16 protein-coding genes are annotated in these 19336 nt (G+C 73.5%); 10 read left to right on the top strand and 6 right to left on the bottom strand.

Going from position 1 to position 19336, the window contains the following annotated elements; genetic code table 11:
- Positions 1-137: 137 nt before the first annotated feature.
- A complete protein-coding gene (locus ABD324_RS28635) occupies positions 138-950 on the top strand; it encodes a TrmH family RNA methyltransferase (protein ID WP_344423942.1) in 813 nt (270 codons plus the stop codon).
- Between the two features lie 4 nt (positions 951-954).
- Complete coding sequence (locus ABD324_RS28630; RefSeq protein ID WP_344423939.1) at positions 955-1506, top strand: DUF2537 domain-containing protein; 552 nt, start codon at positions 955-957, stop codon at positions 1504-1506.
- A gap of 394 nt (positions 1507-1900) precedes the next feature.
- On the opposite strand, the gene sepH is transcribed toward ABD324_RS28630, so the two are convergent.
- On the bottom strand, positions 1901-3262 hold the full coding sequence (gene sepH, locus ABD324_RS28625) for a septation protein SepH (protein ID WP_344423936.1): 1362 nt from the start codon (positions 3260-3262) through the stop codon (positions 1901-1903).
- Between the two features lie 276 nt (positions 3263-3538).
- Complete coding sequence (gene serC, locus ABD324_RS28620; RefSeq protein WP_344423933.1) at positions 3539-4672, bottom strand: phosphoserine transaminase; 1134 nt, start codon at positions 4670-4672, stop codon at positions 3539-3541.
- Positions 4673-4797: 125 nt separating this feature from the next.
- Here serC and ABD324_RS28615 point away from each other — a divergent pair, with 125 nt between their 5' ends.
- Positions 4798-5394, top strand: a complete 597-nt coding sequence (locus tag ABD324_RS28615; protein ID WP_344423930.1) for an LLM class flavin-dependent oxidoreductase — start codon at positions 4798-4800, stop codon at positions 5392-5394.
- Between the two features lie 132 nt (positions 5395-5526).
- On the opposite strand, the gene ABD324_RS28610 is transcribed toward ABD324_RS28615, so the two are convergent.
- On the bottom strand, positions 5527-6462 hold the full coding sequence (locus tag ABD324_RS28610) for a GlxA family transcriptional regulator (RefSeq protein ID WP_344423927.1): 936 nt from the start codon (positions 6460-6462) through the stop codon (positions 5527-5529).
- A 71-nt stretch (positions 6463-6533) separates the two neighbouring features.
- On the opposite strand from ABD324_RS28610, the gene ABD324_RS28605 reads away from it, so the two are divergent.
- Positions 6534-7820, top strand: coding sequence for an MFS transporter (locus ABD324_RS28605; protein WP_344423925.1), 1287 nt, complete (start codon positions 6534-6536; stop codon positions 7818-7820).
- Between the two features lie 103 nt (positions 7821-7923).
- Here the strand turns inward: ABD324_RS28605 and ABD324_RS28600 are convergent, their stop codons facing one another.
- On the bottom strand, positions 7924-9045 hold the full coding sequence (locus ABD324_RS28600; RefSeq protein ID WP_344423922.1) for a citrate synthase 2: 1122 nt from the start codon (positions 9043-9045) through the stop codon (positions 7924-7926).
- A gap of 213 nt (positions 9046-9258) precedes the next feature.
- Between ABD324_RS28600 and pdxH the strand changes: the two genes are divergently transcribed.
- The 5 genes from pdxH (at position 9259) to ABD324_RS28575 (ending at position 15331) form a co-directional block, all read left to right on the top strand.
- Entirely contained in the window at positions 9259-9915 is a 657-nt protein-coding gene (pdxH, locus tag ABD324_RS28595; protein WP_344423919.1) for a pyridoxamine 5'-phosphate oxidase, read from the top strand.
- Between the two features lie 86 nt (positions 9916-10001).
- Positions 10002-11540, top strand: coding sequence for an MFS transporter (locus tag ABD324_RS28590; protein WP_344423916.1), 1539 nt, complete (start codon positions 10002-10004; stop codon positions 11538-11540).
- Between the two features lie 182 nt (positions 11541-11722).
- On the top strand, positions 11723-13027 hold the full coding sequence (locus tag ABD324_RS28585) for a citrate synthase (RefSeq protein WP_344423913.1): 1305 nt from the start codon (positions 11723-11725) through the stop codon (positions 13025-13027).
- A 145-nt stretch (positions 13028-13172) separates the two neighbouring features.
- Positions 13173-14576 (top strand): cryptochrome/photolyase family protein, encoded by a 1404-nt coding sequence (locus ABD324_RS28580; RefSeq protein ID WP_344423910.1) that lies wholly within the window; start codon positions 13173-13175, stop codon positions 14574-14576.
- A gap of 71 nt (positions 14577-14647) precedes the next feature.
- Entirely contained in the window at positions 14648-15331 is a 684-nt protein-coding gene (locus ABD324_RS28575; RefSeq protein ID WP_344423907.1) for a sunset domain-containing protein, read from the top strand.
- Between the two features lie 43 nt (positions 15332-15374).
- On the opposite strand, the gene ABD324_RS28570 is transcribed toward ABD324_RS28575, so the two are convergent.
- Together ABD324_RS28570 and ABD324_RS28565 are read right to left on the bottom strand one after the other, a co-directional pair.
- Positions 15375-16565 carry an ABC transporter permease gene (locus ABD324_RS28570; RefSeq protein ID WP_344423904.1) on the bottom strand — a complete coding sequence of 397 codons (1191 nt, stop codon included), beginning with the start codon at positions 16563-16565 and terminating at the stop codon, positions 15375-15377.
- Positions 16562-17494, bottom strand: a complete 933-nt coding sequence (locus ABD324_RS28565; RefSeq protein ID WP_344423901.1) for an ABC transporter ATP-binding protein — start codon at positions 17492-17494, stop codon at positions 16562-16564. Before ABD324_RS28565 ends, ABD324_RS28570 begins: the two co-directional genes overlap by 4 nt.
- 35 nt (positions 17495-17529) lie before the next feature.
- Between ABD324_RS28565 and ABD324_RS28560 the strand changes: the two genes are divergently transcribed.
- A complete protein-coding gene (locus ABD324_RS28560) occupies positions 17530-19296 on the top strand; it encodes an NAD-binding protein (protein ID WP_344423897.1) in 1767 nt (588 codons plus the stop codon).
- The last annotated feature ends 40 nt before the right edge of the window (positions 19297-19336 follow it).

Genomic DNA, 19336 nt, shown 5'->3' with positions numbered 1-19336 from the left:
CACGAGTTCGTGAGGCCCGTGCGGGGGCCGATCGGGGCAGCGGCCTTCCACCGTGGCACATGCGCAAAGTTCGCGGTACCGGCTGACCGGGCGACCTGGTGCGACGAGCGGCAGGCCACCTGGGACGATCGGTCACCGTGGCGACCATCACCGCGATCGGCGACCCCGCCGACCCCCGGCTCGACGACTACCGCGACCTGACGACGGCGGACCGCCGCCCGGACCGTCCGGGCGGGCGGGGGCTGGTCATCGCCGAGGGGGTCGTGGTCGTCCGCCGGCTGCTGGAGTCGCCCTACCCCGTGCGGTCGCTGCTGGGGGTGCCCAGACGGCTGGAGGAGCTGGCGTCCGACCTGACGCACCTCGACGTCCCCGCCTACGCCACGAGCGCGGACACCATGGCCACGGCGGTCGGGTTCCACCTCAACCGCGGGGTCCTCGCCGTGGCGGACCGGGCCGCCTCGCCGGATGCCCTGTCACTGGCCCGCAGCGCCCGCGTGCTGGCGGTCTGCGAGGGCGTCGGGGACCACGAGAACCTCGGCTCGCTGTTCCGCAACGCCGCCGCGCTGGGCGTCGACGGGATCCTGCTCGGCCCGCGCTGCTCCGATCCGCTGTACCGGCGCAGCGTGCGGGTGTCGATGGGGCACGTGCTGCGGGTGCCGTTCGCGACCCTGCCCGGCGAGTGGCCCGCGTCCCTGGACCTGCTGCGGGAGGCCGGGCTGCGGGTCGCCGCGTTGACGCCCGCCGCCGGCGCGGTGCCCATCTCCGCGGCCGGGCTCGCGGGGGAGCGGGTGGCGCTGCTGCTCGGCGCCGAGGGCCCGGGCCTCACGGACGAGGCCCTCGAGGCCGCCGATCTGCGCGTGCGGATCCCCATGGCGTCCGGTGTCGACTCTCTCAATGTGGCAACGGCCGCGGCCGTCGCCTTCCATGCCGTGGCGCCGCCCGTAGTCTGACGCCGTGCACCTCGCTGCGGGGGGTCAGGTGGTGCTCGGCGACAGGCGACCGGGCGATGCCGTGCTGCCCGCGGAACTGAGCGCTGACCTGCGGGAATGGGGTGCGGTGGCCGCCCGTGTCGGGGCCGACGCGATCCCCGAGCAGCAGGACATCGTGAGCCGCCGGGGTCGTCAGCTGGCGGGCCGGCTGTCCGACGTGCTGGGCCGACCGGTCGAGTACCGGGACCCGCTGACCGGCGGGGTCGACCTGGTGCACGGGCGTACGACGGAGCCCATCCCGCTGCTCCAGGCGCCGGAACCGATCCCGTGGGGCACCGGCCTGACGGTCTCCGCGTTCTTCGCCGTGGTAGCCGCGATCGGGGACGTCACGCTCAGCCGTGCGTTCGGCGAGGCCTTCGGGATGCTGTGGATCCCCGCCAACGTCCTGGTGGTCGGGGGCCTCTCCCCGTCGCTCTGGCTGATCCGCAGGCTGCCCTTCTGGCGCTGGATCGGCTACGGAGTCGCGGCCGGCCTCGCCGCGGCCTGGGTCATCCTGCTCCTCACGGCCTTCCTGTAGCCCGCATCCGCGCCGCCGCAGCCCCTGCGCCGCCGCAGCCCCCTGCGTGCCTCGGCCGCCCCTCCCACCCGCGAGTCGGCACATTCGGTAGCCCGAAACACACATCCACGACGTCGACCGAGATCGCACATTCGGACGACCGAAAGTGCCGACTCGCGGGTGGGGACACGCCGATCATGCCGGCGAGCGGGCCGTCGCAGCGAGCGGGCCCGCGGTGTGCGGGCCCGGTAGGGCGGGGCCCGGGGAGCGTCTGACGGACCTCCGCCGCCCCGCGACGCACCGGGCGGACGCCCCGCGGCGTTGGCGACAGGCCCGACTACGCCCGGTACGAGGGCCTGTCGCGGCCGTGTGGGGCATCCACCTGGAACGCCGCGGACTCGACGGCGATCCCTCCCTAGCGGCCCCGGACGCCCAGGAGAACCTCGTCCCAGGAGGGCATGACGGGCTTGCCCTTCTTGGTGCGCCTCGGCGCCGCGGAGGTGGCGGGTCCCTCGGCCGTCGCGGGCGGCGCCGCGGCCTCGGGCTCCTCGGCCTCCGCGGGTGCGGGCTGTACGGACGCGGGTTGTGCGGCAGCGGGCTGCTCGGGCCCCGCGGGCTCGGGCTCCGGCGAGGCGGTCTCGCGAACCGGATCCGGGGTCGCGGACGTGGTGACGGCCGGGGTGGGCTCGGCCGCGGCCTCCCGGCTCTCGAGGACCTCGGGGCTCTCCGCCGGCTCGCCGGTCGCGTCCTGAACATCGGTGGGCGTCCCGGCCGTCGGCGACACGTCCTCGACGTCCGCCGGGGCCGAAACCCGCGGCTCCTCCGCGAGCGGGGTGCGCGTGTCCGTGGTCGCGGTGCTCCGGGTGTCCGTGCTGCGGGTGTCCGTGCTCCGGGTCGCGGGATGGGCGGGCGGGCGGACCGGGGGGTTCACCGGCTCCGCGACCAGCTCCGACCGCACCTCGGTCCGGGCGTCCACGCGAGCCTCGGCCGAGCGCGACTCCGTGCGCGACTCGGTGCGCGGTTCCGGGGAGCGGGTGCGGCTCCGGGTCCCGGGGACGCTGGCGCGCCGCTGCTCGGGGGCGATCCGCGGGCCGTCCCCGTTGACCGCGGCCGGGACCGAGGCCGTCTCGACGGGTTCCGCGACCGGCTCCTCCGGGCGGGCGATGTCGATCACCGGGCCGACCGGGCGCAGCGGCTGCTGCGGGCGGCCCTCGACGAGGTCGCGGGCGTGGTCGTCGAGCGCGGTGACCGTGCCGCCGTGGGCGCCGGGCTGGAAGGTGAAGTGCGCGCGGATGTCCGAGCGGCCGGTGCGCCAGCAGAGCGCGACGACCCAGCGGCCGTCCTCGCCCTTCCAGCTGTCCCAGTCCGTGCCGGTGTGGTCCTGGCCGCGCAGCCCGAAGGTGTGGGCGACCGTCTCGGCCAGCGTCCGCACGTCCGGGCCGTCCTGGCGGACGGGATGGGCGTTGCGTGCGAGGTCCGCCGTCCGGGTGCGTTCGAGCAGGACCGGATAGGCGAATCGTTCGATCTTCTGGACGGGCACCCCGGCGGCCGAGGCGACCTGTTCCACGGACGCTCCGGCCCGGATGCGGGCTTGGATCTCGCGTGGTCGCAACTGGCTCTCCAACTCGATCGCGATCTGCCCGAGCCGGGTGAGGTCCCCTCGCGCAGCGGCCCGGAGCTGTTCGTCGGCGGGCACGGTGAAGCGTTCGCGACGAGCCGAGTCCTCGAGAACCACCGAACCGTCCTCGGTGATCCCGACGACCCGCAACGACCGCATCTCGTCGGCCTCCTCTCGCTGACGACCCCGTCCGGGTGACGGTAGTTGCCGAATCGTGTCCGACGGGTGAGGCGCGCCGGGGCGAGTTCGGGCCCACCGACGTGGCCCTTTTCCGCTCGTCGCGCCCCGTGACCATCGATCGACTTTGCGTGATCAAAGCACGGACGGCCGGGCACGGTAAAGCTGAGGCGGATGTTACTGATGTGACTACATTCCGTCACCCCCGGGCACGAAAAAGGGCCGGACCCGCAGGTCCGGCCCCTCGTCGAGGAGGTTCTAACCGAGCCGCTCGACCACCCAGTCGATGGCGGCCGTGAGCGCCGAGACGTCGGCCGGGTCGACCGCCGGGAACATGCCGATCCGCAGCTGGTTGCGGCCGAGCTTGCGGTAGGGCTCGGTGTCCACGACACCGTTGGCGCGCAGCACCTTCGCGACGGCCGCGGCGTCCACCGCGTCCGTGAAGTCGATCGTGCCGACGACCTGGCTGCGGTGCGCCGGGTCGGCCACGAACGGCGTGGCGAACTCCGCCTTCTCGGCCCAGCCGTACAGCCGGTCCGAGGAGTCCTTGGTGCGCGCGACACACGCGTCGAGCCCGCCGAGGCCGAGCATCCACTCGATCTGGTCGGCCAGCATGACGAGCGTGGCGACGGCCGGGGTGTTGTAGGTCTGGTCCTTCACCGAGTTGTCGACGGCCGTGGCCAGGGACAGGAACGGCGGGATCCAGCGGTCGCCCTGGGCCAGCTCGGCCACGCGGCCCAGCGCGGCCGGCGACATCAGCGCGAGCCAGAGGCCACCGTCGGAGGCGAAGCCCTTCTGCGGGGCGAAGTAGTAGGCGTCCGCCTGCGTGATGTCGACGGGCAGGCCGCCGGCGCCCGACGTGGCGTCGATGACCACGAGCTGGCCCTCGATCGCCTCCGCCGGCCGCACGACCGGCACCGCGACACCGGTGGAGGTCTCGTTGTGGGCCCAGGCCAGGACGTCGCACGACGCGTCCGCGGTCGGCGCGGGCGCGCTGCCCGGCTCGGCCGAGACGATCACCGGGTCGGCCAGGAACGGCGCGCCCTTGGTGGACTCCGCGAACTTCGAGGAGAACTCGCCGTAGGTCAGGTGCAGCGAGCGCTCGCGCACCAGGCCGAACGCGGCCGCGTCCCAGAACGCGGTGGAGCCGCCGTCGCCGAGGACGACCTCGTAGCCCTCGGGGAGGGAGAAGAGCTCGCGCAGCCCGGACCGGACCCGCCCGACGAGGGACTTCACCGGCTTCTGCCGGTGGGAGGTGCCCATGACGTCCCCGGCCTTCGCGAGCGCGGCGAGCTGCTCGGGACGGACCTTGGACGGTCCGCATCCGAAGCGCCCGTCGCCGGGGAGCAGGTCGGCGGGAATCTGCAGGTCGGTGCTGGTCGACGAGGTCACCTCCCCAGTGTCGCAAGCCGCCTCCGCGGTCCGTGGCGCGGGGGAGGGAAGTCACCCGCCGTTTCCTGCAACGTTCGGCCCCCGTCGATCGAGATACCGCTGGACAACGGTTGGGAGGTCCCCCCATGGAGATCGACTGCGCCCTCGCCGTGGGGGTGGCCACGCCGGAGCACGTGGCCCGCGCCGAGGAGCTCGGCTACACCCGCGCGTGGTGCCACGACGCGCCCCGGCACTACTCGGACGTCGGCATGGCGCTCGCCGTCGCCGCGGGCCGCACGAGCCGGATCCGGCTCGGCGTCGCGGTCGGCGGGTACTGGCGCCGCGCGACGACCGACGCGGGCCGGGTCGCCGACCTGGCCGAACGCGCCCGCGGCCGGGTCGAGCTGGTGGTCGGGCTGCCCGGCACCGACGTGCCGGACCCCCAGGCCCACGCCGCTTCCGTGCGCGAGCTGCTCGTGGCCGAGCACGGCATCGAGGGCGTCCCGGCCTGGGTCGCCCGGCCCGGCACCGGCGCCTGGGTGCCGCAGAACTTCCGGGTCCCGTCGCCGCGCGGGGCCGCGCTGCGCTCCGTCCTGGAGGTGACGCCCGGTGCGGACCTCGCCCGGATCGTCCACGCGCTGCGCCCGGCCGGCCTGCTCGTGCGCCCGACCGGCCCGGACGTCGTCGCGGAGCTGGCCGAGTTCGCCGAGGCCGTCCGCCGGATCGAGACCCTGGCGGCCTGACCCCGACCCGCGCGACCCCACCTCGCCACTCGCACGGCCCGACTCGCGGCACCCCGCGAGTCGGGGCGAAGCACTCCGCGAGTCGGGAGCTGGGACTCCGCGAGTCGGGCCGTGGTGCCGTGCGAGTCGGGGTCACGCCCCCACAGGGGCCCGCTGGCTGCGCCGATACGCCAGGGGGGACATCCCGATGGCCGCGTGCAGGTGCTGACGCAACGACACCGTCGTCCCGAAGCCGGCCCGCTCGGCCACCTGCTCGACCGGCAGGTCGCTGCCCTCCAGCAGCCGCCGGGCCAGCTGGACCCGGTGCGTCACGAGCCAGCGCCCGGGGCTCTGCCCGGTCTCCGCGCGGAACCGGCGGGTGAAGGTGCGCACGCTCATCGCGGCGTGCGCCGCCAGGTCGTCGAGGGTCAGGGGCAGGCCGAGGTGCGCGAGCGCCCAGTCCCGGGTCGCCGCGGTGCCCGGGCCCCCGCCGGGCACGGGCACGTCGATGAACTGCGCCTGCCCGCCCTCCCGCCACGGCGCGACAACGGCCCGGCGCGCCACCCGCGCCGCCACCTCGGCGCCGTGGTCGCGGCGCAACAGGTGCAGCAGGAGATCGATGCCGGCGGCGTTGCCGGCCGAGGTGAGGACGTCTCCTTCGTCGACGTACAGCACGTCCGCATCCATCTCGACCTGCGGGAACAGCTCCCGGAACCGCGCGGCGTGCAGCCAGTGCGTGGTGGCGCGGCGCCCGTCGAGCAGGCCCGCGGCGGCGAGCACGAACGCCCCCGTGCAGATCGAGAGCACCCGTGGCGCGGCCCGGAGCGCCCCGACGATCCCCGGTTCGACCGGGACGCCGGTCTGCGGCCCCGCCTGATGCCCCGGGACGATCACCGTGTCCGCGGTGCGGAGGATCTCCGGCCCGTGCTCCGGGACGAGCGAGAACCCGGCGGAGGTCGGCACCGGGCCGCCGTCCGCACTGGTCACGCGCACGTCGTAGAGCTCGGGCGGCAGGAACTTGTGCGGCAGCCCGACCTCGAACGCGAGCACCGACGGCATCGCCAGCACGGCCACCCGATGCAGAGACATGGCCGGATTCTTTCACAGAGTGGCAGTCCGGCCACTTCTCTTCCGCGATCCCGTCGGGAAGGCTGCATTCCGTGAGCGAACTCAGCACGCGCCCCACCGAGGTCCCGAAGCGGCGCGTCCACTGGGCCTGGTGGGTCGCGGCGGCGACCTTCCTGTCCCTGATCTGTGCCGCGGGCGTCCGGTCGGCGCCGGGTGTGCTGCTCGATCCGCTGCACGAGGAGTTCGGCTGGTCCATCGGCACCATCTCCGGCGCCGTCTCGGTCAACCTGGCCCTCTACGGCCTGGTCTCGCCGTTCGCGGCGGCCCTGATGGAGCGGTTCGGGGTGCGCCGCGTGGTGGCGTTCGCGCTGACCATGGTGGCGCTCGGCGCCGGCGCGACCGTGTTCATGACGTCGTCGTGGCAGCTGTTCCTGCTGTGGGGCGTGATCGTCGGGCTGGGCACCGGGTCGATGGCGATGTCGCTGGTGGCGGTGGTCGTCGGCCGGTGGTTCGTGGCCCGGCGCGGGCTCGTCTCCGGCCTGCTGACGGCGGCGAACGCCACCGGCCAGCTGGTGTTCCTGCCCCTGGTCGCGCACCTGGCGACCAGCTCGGGCTGGCGGACGGCGTCGCTCACCGTGGCCGGCGCGGCGCTCGTGGCGCTCCCGATCGTCGTGCTGCTGCTGCGGGACCGGCCGGCCGACGTCGGTGCGCTGCCCTACGGCGGCACCGAGGCGGACGTCGTCGAACCGCTGCGGTCGGGCGCGGCCAAGCTGGCGATCACCACGCTGGTCTCCGCGTCGAGGAGGAGCACGTTCTGGCTGCTCGTCACCGGGTTCTTCGTGTGCGGCGCGACGACGAACGGGCTGGTCCAGTCCCATTTCATCCCCGCGGCCCACGACCACGGCATGCCGCCGACGACGGCGGCCGGCCTGCTGGCCCTGGTCGGCATCTTCGACCTCGTCGGGACGATCTTCTCCGGCTGGCTGACCGACCGCTTCGATCCCCGGCTGCTGCTGCTCGCGTACTACTCGCTGCGCGGCGTCTCGCTCGCGCTGCTGGTGCCGCTGTTCGGGGCGGACGTCAACGCGTCGATCTTCGCGTTCATCATCTTCTACGGGCTGGACTGGGTGGCCACGGTGCCGCCCACGCTCGCCCTCTGCCGGGAGCACTTCGGGGCGTCGGCCCCGGTGGTGTTCGGCTGGGTCTTCGCGAGCCACCAGGTCGGTGCGGCCGCCGCCGCGCTGGGTGCGGGGCTGGTGCGCGACGCCCTGGGCAGCTACGACCTCGCCTGGTACGGCGGGGCGATCCTGTGCGGCTACGCGGCCGTCGCGTCCGTCGTCATCCGCCGCCGGAGCACACCCGCCCCCGTCGCCGTGTGATCCAGCGGCGCTCTCGCTCGGTAGGTGTGAACGAGGGTGCCGTTCGCTCACACGAACGGCGCCCCCGCCTGACGGGCCGAGCGGGAGCGCCGTTCGTCGGTCGTCAGGCGGTGAGCAGGTCCCAGCCCTCGACGTCCTGCGGCTTGCGCGGGCCGGGCCCGATGTACTGGGCGCTCGGGCGGACCAGCTTGTTCTCGCGCTTCTGCTCCATGATGTGCGCCGACCAGCCCGCGGTCCGGGCGCTGGTGAACATCGCCGGCATCATGTGCGGCGGCACCTTGGCGAAGTCGAGGATGACCGCGGCCCAGAACTCGACGTTCGTCTCGATGGGGTGGTCCGGGCGGCGCTCCCGCAGGACCTTCAGCGCGGCCTGCTCCAGCGCGGCGGCCGGCTCGTACCGGGCGGCGCCCAGCTCCTGGGCGGTGCGGCGCAGCACGCGGGCGCGCGGGTCCTCGGCCCGGTAGACCCGGTGCCCGAAGCCCATCAGCTTCTCCTTGCGGTCGAGGATGCCGCGGACGAGTCCCTCGGGGTCCCCGGTGCGCTCGACCTCCTCGATCATCGGCAGCACGCGGGCCGGGGCGCCGCCGTGCAGCGGGCCGGACATCGCGCCGATCGCGCCGGACAGCGAGGCCGCCACGTCGGCCCCGGTGGAGGCGATGACGCGCGCGGTGAAGGTGGAGGCGTTCATGCCGTGCTCGGCGGCGGACACCCAGTAGGCGTCGATCGCGCGGACGTGCGCCGGGTCCGGCTCGCCCTGCCAGCGGATCATGAACCGCTCGGTGATCGTGGCGGCCTGGTCGATCCGCGACTGCGGGACGGCCGGGACGCCGATGCCGCGCGCGGACTGGGCCACGTAGGACAGCGCCATGACCGAGGCGCGGGCGAGCTGGTCCCGGGCCTCGTCGGGCTCCGTGTCGAGCAGCGGCTTGTAGCCCCAGTGCGGGGCGAGCATGGCCAGCGCGGCCTGCACGTCCACCCGGACGTCGCCGGTGTGCACCGGGATCGGGAACGGCTCCGCCGGCGGCAGGCCCGGCCCGAACCGGCCGTCGACCAGCAGCGCCCAGACGTTGCCGAAGCTCACGCTCCCGACCAGGTCCTCGATGTCGACGCCGCGGTAGCGCAGCGACCCGCCGTCCTTGTCGGGCTCGGCGATCTCGGTGCGGAAGGCGACGTGGCCCTCCAGCCCGGACTTGAAGCCGGGTGGCGGCGGGGGGATCTCGGACACCGGTACTCCTCGGTCGTCGGCAGGCCCGGCCGTACCGGGGTGCGCCGTCGGCCGATTCCTGCGCTGGTGCGGCGCATTGTTGCGTCAGGGTGTCCGACCCGACCCCGCCCGCACAACGCACGGTTCGGGTGTCATCGGTCACCGGGACCCGAACGGAGGGTGTCGCCACAGGTGTGTCGGAACCTACTGTCGGCAGTCCACGAGGAGGTGTGGATGACGGGTACGACAACGCTGGCCGGGATGCGCGTGGACTACGGCTCGGACGGCTTCGACGTCGACCAGCTCGCCCCCACCTGGCACGAGCAGCTCGCACGCTGGCTGGCCGAGGCGGGGGAGGCCGGGGTCGACGAGCCCAACGCGATGGTGCTCGCGACCGCGGACCCGCAGGGACGGCCCGCGTCGCGCACCGTCCTGTGCAAGGGCCTCGACGCGCGGGGTGTGGTGTTCTACACGAACTTCACCTCCGCCAAGAGCCGTGATCTTCGGCAGTCGCACGAGGCGTCCGCCACGTTCCCCTGGTACGCGATGCACCGCCAGGTGCACGTCCGGGGCCTGGTGCAGCAGGCGAGCTACGACGAGGCGGACGTCTACTGGGCCAGCCGGCCGCGCGGCTCGCAGCTCGGGGCCTGGGCGTCGGCGCAGTCGGTGGTCGTGGCCGGCCGCTCGGTGCTCGACGACGCTTTGGAGGCCGCCCAACGGCGGTTCGCCGACACCGAGGAGATCCCGCGACCCCCGCACTGGGGCGGCTGGCGGATCGTGCCGGACGAGGTGGAGTTCTGGCAGGGCCGGACAAACCGGATGCACGACCGGCTGCGGTTCGTCGGGGACCGGGACGCCCGCACGTGGAAGGTGGAGCGGCTCGCGCCCTGACCGGTACGTCCCGTCCGTGCGGCGCTGACCAGCTCTGACCAGCGTCGATGAGGGATCCGTCGGTGCGGCGTGGTAGTCGTGGACACGTGAGTCGCCCGGATCAGCCCACCGACCGCCTGCGGGCGGGCCACGAGCCGCCGACCCGGCCGTCCCGGGATCCGCAGGCCGACCCGCCGACGGTCGGGGCCCCGGCCGACCCGCCGACCGTCGCGACCCCCGGTCCGGCCGAGGCCGGCACCGAGCGCCTTGCCGTACCGGGCGGGGCCGTGCCGGGCGGGGCCGTGCCGGGTGGGACGCGGAGGATGCCCGTCGATCCCGAGGCGCCCACCGCGCCGCTGCCCGAGGGCCGGACCCTGCGCACCCGGCTGGGCTCGTTCGCCCGCAGCACCTTCGCGGACACCACGCCGCTGCGGACCGTCTCCTACCGGCGGCTGTGGCTGGCCGGGATCGTCACGACGATCGGGGCGCAGCTCTCCGTCGTCGCCGTGCCCACGCAGATCTACGCGATGACCCAGTCGTCGTCCTATGTGGGCCTGACCGGCGTGTTCGGCCTGCTCCCGCTCGTCGTGTTCGGGCTGTGGGGCGGCGCGATCGCCGACGCGGTGGACCGCCGGGTGATGCTCCTGATCACCGGCTCGGGCATCGCGATCACCTCGCTCGCGCTGTGGGTGGTGGCCGCGAGCGGGGTCGGCAGCGTCTGGGTCGTGCTGGTGCTCTTCGCCGTCCAGTCGTCGATGCTCGCGATGAACCAGCCGGCGCGCGCGTCCGTCATCCCGCGGCTGCTGCCGGCCGGGCAGCTCCCGGCGGCCAACGCCCTGAACATGACGGTCGTGCAGCTCGGCGCCATCGTGGGCCCGCTGCTGGCGGGCGTGGCGATCCCGCTGGTGGGGCTCGGCACCCTCTACCTGGTCGACGCGATCTTCCTGCTGGCCACCCTGTGGGCCACCTTCCGGCTGCCGGCCGTGCCGCCGAGCTCCACCGGGGAGCGCCCGAAGGCCGGGATCCGCCAGATCGTCGAGGGCTTCCGGTACGCCGCGCTGCACAAGGTGCTGCTGGTGTCCTTCCTGGTCGACGTCATCGCGATGGGCTTCGGCATGCCGCGGGTGGTCTTCCCGGAGATCGCGCACACCGTGTTCGGCGATCCCGTCGACGGCGGGTTCGCGCTGGGCCTGCTCTTCGCGGCCATCCCGATCGGCATGGTCGCGGGCGGTGTGCTGTCCGGCTGGCTGGCGCGGGTGTCGAGGCAGGGCGTGGCGGTCACCGCGGCGATCTGCGTGTGGGGGATCGGCGTCGCCCTCTTCGGGCTGACGTCGTCGCTCTGGCTCGCCGTCCTGTTCCTCGCGATGGCCGGAGCGGGGGACCTGGTGAGCTCGGTCTACCGCAACTCGATGCTGCAGTCCGTGGCCACGGACGAGATGCGCGGGCGCATGCAGGGGGTGTTCACGGTGGTCGTCGCCGGGGGCCCGCGGCTCGCCGATCTGTGGCACGGGCCGGCCGCCTCCGCCGTCGGTCCGGGCACCGCATCGCTGATCGGCGGCATCGCTGTGGTGGTCGTCACGCTCGTCGTGGTGATGCGCTTCCGCGAGTTCTGGTCCTACCGGGTTCCCGTCGATTCCCGACCGTGACCGGCCAGGGGATGCCATCCGGGCCCCCGGGGCGGACGATGACGGCCACGGTGAGGACCCGAGACCGTGAGTGATCCTTGCCGCGTCCCGGCGTGATGCGTGCCCGAGACACCTACGGAAGCCCGTTCGCGCACTAGCGTGGCGCCCATCAGGAAGAACCGAGTGTGAGAGGGAACCTCCACATGGCTGACGAGTCCGCCGGAGCAGACACCGCTGTCCTCAACTACCCGGGCGGCACGCACGACATGCCGATCAAGGCGCCGACGGAGGGTGCTTCGGCAGTCGACGTCAGCAAGCTTCTCGGGCAGACGGGGATGACCACGTTCGACCCCGGCTTCACGAGCACCGCCGCCTGCGCCTCCGCGATCACCTACATCGACGGCGACGCCGGCATCCTGCGCTACCGCGGGTACCCGATCGACCAGCTGGCCGAGAGCTCGACGTTCCTCGAGGTCAGCTACCTTCTGATCTACGGCGAGCTGCCCACGGCGACGCAGCTCGAGAAGTTCACCACCGACATCAGCCGGCACACGCTGCTGCACGAGGACCTCAAGGGCTTCTTCGACGGCTTCCCCCGCGACGCGCACCCGATGCCGGTGCTGTCGTCGGCCGTCTCGGCGCTCTCGACCTTCTACCAGGACTCGCTGGACCCGTTCGACTCCGACGCGGTCGAGCTCTCCACCGTCCGGCTGATGGCCAAGGTCTTCACGATCGCGGCCTACGCCTACAAGAAGTCCGTCGGCCAGCCGTTCCTCTACCCGGACAACTCGCTGGGCCTGGTGGAGAACTTCCTGCGCATGACGTTCGGCTTCCCGGCCGAGCCCTACGAGATCGACCCGGTCATGGCGAAGGCCGTGGACACGCTGCTGATCCTGCACGCGGACCACGAGCAGAACTGTTCGACGTCGACGGTCCGGCTGGTGGGGTCGTCGCAGGCGAACCTGTTCGCGTCCATCTCCGCGGGCGTCAACGCGCTGTTCGGCCCGCTGCACGGCGGCGCCAACCAGTCCGTGCTCGAGATGCTCACCCGCATCCAGGCGGAGGGCGGCAACGCCGACGCCTTCATGGAGCGCGTGAAGAACAAGGAGCAGGGCGTCAAGCTCATGGGCTTCGGCCACCGGGTCTACAAGAACTACGACCCGCGGGCGAAGATCGTGAAGCAGAAGGCGGACGAGGTGCTCAAGGCCCTCGGCGTGACCGACCCGCTGCTCGACATCGCCATGAGGCTCGAGGAGAAGGCCCTGGCGGACGACTACTTCGTCGAGCGCAAGCTCTACCCGAACGTCGACTTCTACACCGGCGTGATCTACCGGGCGATGGGCTTCCCGGTGAAGATGTTCACCGTCCTGTTCGCCCTGGGCCGGCTCCCCGGCTGGATCGCCCACTGGCGCGAGATGATGGCCGACCCGCAGAACAAGATCGGCCGCCCCCGCCAGCTCTACATCGGCGCCACCGAGCGCGACTACGTGGAGCTCACCAACCGATAACCGCCCCCGTGAGTGGCAATAGTCGCCCGGACGACTATTGCCACTCACGAGTCCGGCCCGTCCCGCGAGTCGCCCGAGTCGCCCGTCCCGGTCGTCCGGCCTCGTTCGGCGCGCGCCTGCGGAGGCGCGCCGTTAGCGTCGGCCCATGCCCGACCGCGCCGCGAAGTCCCGCTCGATCGTCTGGTTCCGGCGGGACCTGCGGGTCGCCGACCAGCCCACCTTCCTCGCGGCGGCCGACGCGTCCGACTCCTCGCTCGCCCTGTTCGTGCTCGACCCGGCCCTGACCGGCCCGAGCGGCGGCGCCCGCCTGTCCTTCCTCTACGGCTGCCTGCGGGCGCTCGACGCCGATCTGAACGGCAGGCTCCTGGTCGTCAGGGGTGATCCCGCCGACGTCGTGCCCCGGATCGCGGAGGCCGTCGGCGCCGGCTCCGTGCACGTCGCCGCGGACTTCGGGCCCTACGGCGCCCGCCGCGACGAGGCCGTCGAGAAGGCACTCGCGGACGCCGGACGCGAGCTCGTCCGGACCGGCTCGCCCTACGCCGTCGCCCCGGGCCGCGTCCGCAAGAACGACGGCGAGCCGTTCAAGGTCTTCACCCCCTTCCGCCGCGTCTGGGCCGACCACGGCTGGCGCGCCCCCGCGGACACGTCGGCCTCGACGGTGACCTGGATCGACCCGACGGAGAAGGACGGCGGGCCGCGCGCGGTGGCGATCCCCGACGACGTCACCGTCGAGGCCGAGCTGCCCGAACCGGGGGAGAAGGCCGCGCTGGCGGCCTGGAAGGACTTCCTCGACGGCGCCGTGGACGACTACGGCACCGGCCGCGACCGCCCGGACCGGCCCGGCACGTCGCACATGTCGCCCTACCTGAAGTACGGCTGCGTGCACCCGCGGACGCTGCTGGCGGACCTCGCGAGGAAGCGCTCCGCCGACGCGGACACCTACCGCACCGAGATCGCCTGGCGCGAGTTCTACGCCGACATCCTGAACCAGCGCCCCGACTCGGCCCGCAAGAACTACGACCGCGCCTTCGACGCCCTGCCGCTCGCCTCGGGCAGGAGCGCCGAGGTCGCGTTCGAGGCCTGGAAGGAGGGCCGCACCGGCTACCCGATCGTCGACGCGGGTATGCGCCAGCTCCGCGCCGAGGCGTGGATGCACAACCGGCTACGCATGATCGTCGCGTCTTTCCTGGTCAAGGACCTGCACCTGCCGTGGTGGTGGGGCGCGCGGCACTTCATGCAGCTCCTCGTCGACGGCGACCTGGCCTCCAACCAGCACGGCTGGCAGTGGACGGCGGGCAGCGGCACGGACGCCTCGCCCTACTTCCGCGTGTTCAACCCGGTCACGCAGGGGGAGAAGTTCGACCCGAACGGCGACTACGTGCGCCGGTACGTCCCGGAGCTGCGGGGGATCGAGGGCAAGGCCGTGCACCAGCCCTGGAAGCTGCCCGACGGCGTCCCGGAGGGCTATCCGGAGCCGATGGTCGACCACAAGGCGGAGCGGCAGGAGGCCCTCGCCCGCTACGAGCGGGTCAAGGACGCGCGGCGCTGACCTGGGCCGGGGGCGTCCGGTCGGGGCCGACCGCATAGTGTGCGGCGAGGACCGACGAGGGGAGCCCCGCGATGGCCGACGGACGGACCCGGAGACGCCGCGGCCTCGTGCTGCTCGCGGTGGCGGGCGTCGGCGTGGCAGGCGGCCTGGTCGTCTGGCGCCGCGCGTTCGCGGGCGCGGGCACGGACGTCCACGAGGCCTGGCGGCAGGGCGACGCCTCGCTCCCGCCGGCGACCACGCGCCCCACGACGGCCCCCGCCCGACCCCAGCCCGAGGCACCCCGGCCCGCACCCCGCCTCGCCGCGGTCCCCGACCCGCAAGCCCGACGGCCCCCGGCCGACGGTGGATCCGCGGCCCCGGCCTCCGAGAGTGGATCCGCCGGCAGCGTGGCGGCCGACGCCGGATCCGCCGGCGCGGCGAAGACCTCCGCAAGCAGCGCGGCGGCCCTGGCGAGTGGCACGGCGAAGGCGGCGGTGAGCGGATCCGGGAGTACGGCGGAGGACGCCGAGAAGCCCACCCCGGCCCCCACGGATCACCCCGCCGAGCAGCCCTACGGCCCCGGCTCGGCCGCCCCGCTCCCGGACGGTTCCGCACCCGGCCCCGAGTTCACGATCAAGGGCAACGCCTCGTCGAAGCTCTTCCACACCCCGGCGAGCCCCTACTACCGCCGCACCAAGGCCGAGGCCTGGTTCCGCACCCCCGAGGACGCCGAACGGGCCGGCTTCACGGCCTGGAGGCCCCGACCCCGCTCGTGAGTGGCGATGGTCGCCCGGGCGACCATCGCCACTCACGGGGGCCTCAGGCCCGGGCACCCCGCAGCGCCTCGGAGAGCGACACCCGGGCGCCGGTGCGCAGCACGGAGTTGCGGTAGATCCGCGCCGCCACCAGCACCGTCCCGACGATCGCGGCGAGCGTCAGCACGATGGCGATGCCCACCTCCCACCACGCCGCGACGCCGAGCGCCTGGCGGGCCGGCATCAGCGTGGGGGCGAAGAACGGGACGAACGACAGCACCGTCCCGACCGTGTTGCGCGGATCGCCGGGCAGCACGCTGACGGCGAAGATGAACGGCAGCAGCAGCGGGAACATGATCGGCGTGACGAGCGACTGCAGCTCCTCCTGGCGGGACACCATCGAGCCCGCGGCCGCGTAGAGCGACGCGTACAGGAAGAACCCGAGCAGGTACCACACCACGGCCGCGACCAGCGCCGACGCCGCCGCCGTCGGCACCGTGAGCAGCCCCGCGACCGTCCCGCCGACCACCCCGATCGCGCCCAGGATCACCAGCTGCAACAGCCCCACGAGGCCGAGCCCCAGCACCTTCCCGGTGAGCAGGTGGACGGGTTTGATCGTGGCGAGCAGCAGCTCCACCACCCGGCTGGACTTCTCCTCGACGACGCCCTGCGCCACCGCCGTCCCGTACCCGATCAGCGACATGAACAGCAGCACGGACGTGACGATCGCCAGCCCGAGCCGTTCCCCGCGCTGCGGGTCGACGGGTTCGAGCGTGGACACCGCGACCGTGCCCCGCTGCGCGACGGCGGCCGGGTCCTGCCCCGCGGCCTGCAGCGCCGAGGTGAGCGCCTGCTGCCGCACCACCCCGGCCACGATCGATTGCAGCGAGTCGCCCACCGAGTCCCGCCCGACCAGCCGGTACGACCCGGGCGTCCCGGTGAGCACGGCGTCGAGATCGTCGTTGCGGACCTGGACCTCGCCCGCCGAGTCCGAGACGTCCGTGATCGTCAGCGTCCGGTCCATCGCCTGCGCCGCCTGCTGCAACGCCGGGACCAGCGGCTGCGCCCCCGGCGTGACGCCGAGGGTGTCCGACGACGTCTGCTTGCCGATGAACTGGAAGATCAGCGCGTAGATCGCGAAGATCACGATGGTCACGACGAGCCCGATCAGGAAGCTCCGCGACCGGACCTGCGTGGTGAACTCGCGCTTCGCGACGAGCGCGACGACCTGCCCCGGCGACAACGACCCGTTCATGCCGCACCCCCGGACACCACGTGCCGGTACAGCTCCGTGAGCGGTGGCCGGTAGGGCGCGAACTCGTGCACCGGCCCCGCGGCGAGCGCCGCCGCCAGGACCTCCTGGTCCTTCGTCCCGTCGCCGAGCTCCACCCGCGTCCGGTTCCCTTCCTGCGTGACGACCGTGACCCCGTCCAACCCGGCCGTCCAGTCCCCGCCCGGCCCGACGACGTCGATCCGGCTGACCCCGCCGCTGCGCAGCTCCTCGACGGTCCCGACGGCCACCATCCGGCCCGCCGCGATGATCCCGACGCGGTCGCACAGCCGCTCGACCAGATCCAGCTGATGGGACGAGAACACCACCGGCACCCCCTCGTCCGCCTTGCCCCGCAGCACCGCGCTCATGACCTCGACGGCCGTCGGGTCGAGGCCCGAGAACGGCTCGTCGAGCACCAGGACCTGCGGATCGTGGATCAGCGCGGCGCACAGCTGCACCCGCTGCTGGTTGCCCAACGAGAGCTTCTGCACCTCGTCCCCGACCCGTTCCCCCACGCCCAGACGATCCGTCCAGCGCGTCACGGCGGCGGCCGCGTCCGAGGCGGCCATCCCGTGCAACCGGGCCAGGTAGGCGAGCTGCTCGCCGACCTTCATCTTCGGGTAAAGGCCGCGCTCCTCGGGCATGTACCCGATCCGCCGGCGCCCGTCTGCGTCGATCGGCGCGCCCTCCCAGCGGACCTCGCCGCCGTCCGCCTCGAGCACGCCGAGCACGATCCGCATGGTCGTGGTCTTGCCGGCGCCGTTGCTCCCGACGAACCCGAACACCTCGCCCGGGCGCACCGAGAACGTGACGTCCTCCAGCGCGACCCGGCCCCCGAACTTCTTGGCCAAGCCCCCGATGTCCAGCACCTGCCGGACCCTAGTGGAGATCACCGACGGGAACCGGGTCATTCCGCCGTCACACGGTTCGGCCACACTCCCGCGTCATGGCAGGTCACGTGGTGGTGTGCGGGATCGGGGCGGTGGGCCTCAGGACGGTGGAGCAGCTGCACGCCGCGGGGGTGGAGACGGTGGTGGTCGACGCCGGCGAGCGGCCGGGCGCGGTGGCCGGGCACCTGCTGGAGCTCTGGGGCGTGCGGCGGGTACCGGGACGGCCCAGGGACGCGCTGGTGGAGGCGGGGATCGAGCAGGCCGCCGCGGTCGTCGTGGTGCCGGACGACGATCTCGTCGCCACCGAGTGCGCGCTGCTCGCCCGCCGGCTCGCCCCCGAGGTCCGGCTCGTCGTGCGGGTCGCGAATCCCGCCGTCGGGCGGGCGCTGGCCGGGGTGACCGGGCCGAACAGCGTTCTCGACGTCGCCGCCCTGGCCGCCCCGTCGGTGGTCGAGGCCTGCCTGGGCCGCCGCCCCCACCCGGTCGAGCTCGCCGGCCGGACGTTCGTGGTCGCCACGATCGACGCCACCCGGCCGGGCATCCTGCGCGACCTGTTCGGCGATCTCGCGCCGCTCGCCGTCACCGGCGCCGGCCAGGAGATCTGCCCCGGCCGCGATCACGAGGTGGCCGTGGGCGACCGGGTGACGCTCATCGGCACGCCCGAGCAGTTCGCCGGCCATCCCGTGGACGTCACGGCGTCCCGGCCCGTGCCGCAGGTTCGCCGCGGCGCGCGGACGGCCGGTGCCGAGCGGGCGGCGCGGCTCGCCGAGGAGGGCGGCCGGACGAGCCTGCTGCTGGTCCTGCGCACGCTGCTCGCGGAGGCGGAACGCCCGCTCAAGGTCACCCTCTGCGTGCTGCTCTCGGTGTTCGCGATCTCGGTGTTCGTGTTGCGCGCCGGCTACGTCAAGACCGACGGCAGCCACATGACCTGGGTCGACGCCGTCTATTTCACCGTGGAGACGATAGGCACGGTCGGCTACGGCGACTTCTCCTTCGCCGAGCAGCAGACCTGGCTGCGCGTGTACGCGATCGGGATGATGTTCCTCGGGGTGGTGCTCGCCGCGGTGCTGTTCTCGCTGCTCACCCAGCTGCTGGTGAGCAGCGGCATCGAGCGCTCGGTGGGCAGGCGGCGGATCGGTTCGATGCGCGGCCACGTGCTGGTCGTCGGCCTCGGCGCGGTCGGCATCGGGGTGCTGGAGGGCCTGCTCGCCGCGGGCGCCCGGCCCCTGGTCCTCGAACGCGACGGCACCAACCGCCACCTCGCCCGGGCCCGCGAGCTCGGCGTCCCCGTCGTGACGGGCGACGCCACGGACGCCGCCGTCCTCGCGTCGGTCAACCTCGACGAGGCCGTCGCCGTGGCGGTCATGACCAGCGACGATCTCGTCAACATCGAGGCGGGCCTCGCGGTGCGGGATCAGCTGGGCGAGCGCTGGGACTCCGTGCCGGTGGTCCTGCGGGTGTTCGACCGCGACCTGTCCGAGGCGGTCGAGGAGGGCTTCGGCTTCCGCTACGTCCGCTCGACGGCGGCGCTGGCCGCGCCCTGGTTCGTGGGCGCCGCCCTGGGGCTGGACGTCCTCGGCACGTTCTACGTCGAGCACACGCCGTTCATGATCGGGAAGCTGGCGGTGGGCGCGGCCCTGGACGGTCTCGCGATGCGCGAGCTCTCCGCCCGCACCAGGGTCGTCGCCCTGGCCCACCGCGACGGCACCCTGGACTACCCGCCGCGGAGGGACACGAGGTTCACCGAGGGCGACGAGGCCTACGTCGTCGGCCCCTACCAGGAGCTCCTCACCCTGCTCCGCCCCCGCATCATGGAACCATAATGCGAAAAACAGCCCCCGAAATTCGCGTTATGGTTCCATA

Origin of the sequence: Pseudonocardia ailaonensis (assembly GCF_039531635.1) — a bacterium.
Classification (GTDB): Bacteria; Actinomycetota; Actinomycetes; order Mycobacteriales; family Pseudonocardiaceae; genus Pseudonocardia; species Pseudonocardia ailaonensis.
This window is presented reverse-complemented; position numbering and strand designations above follow the sequence as displayed.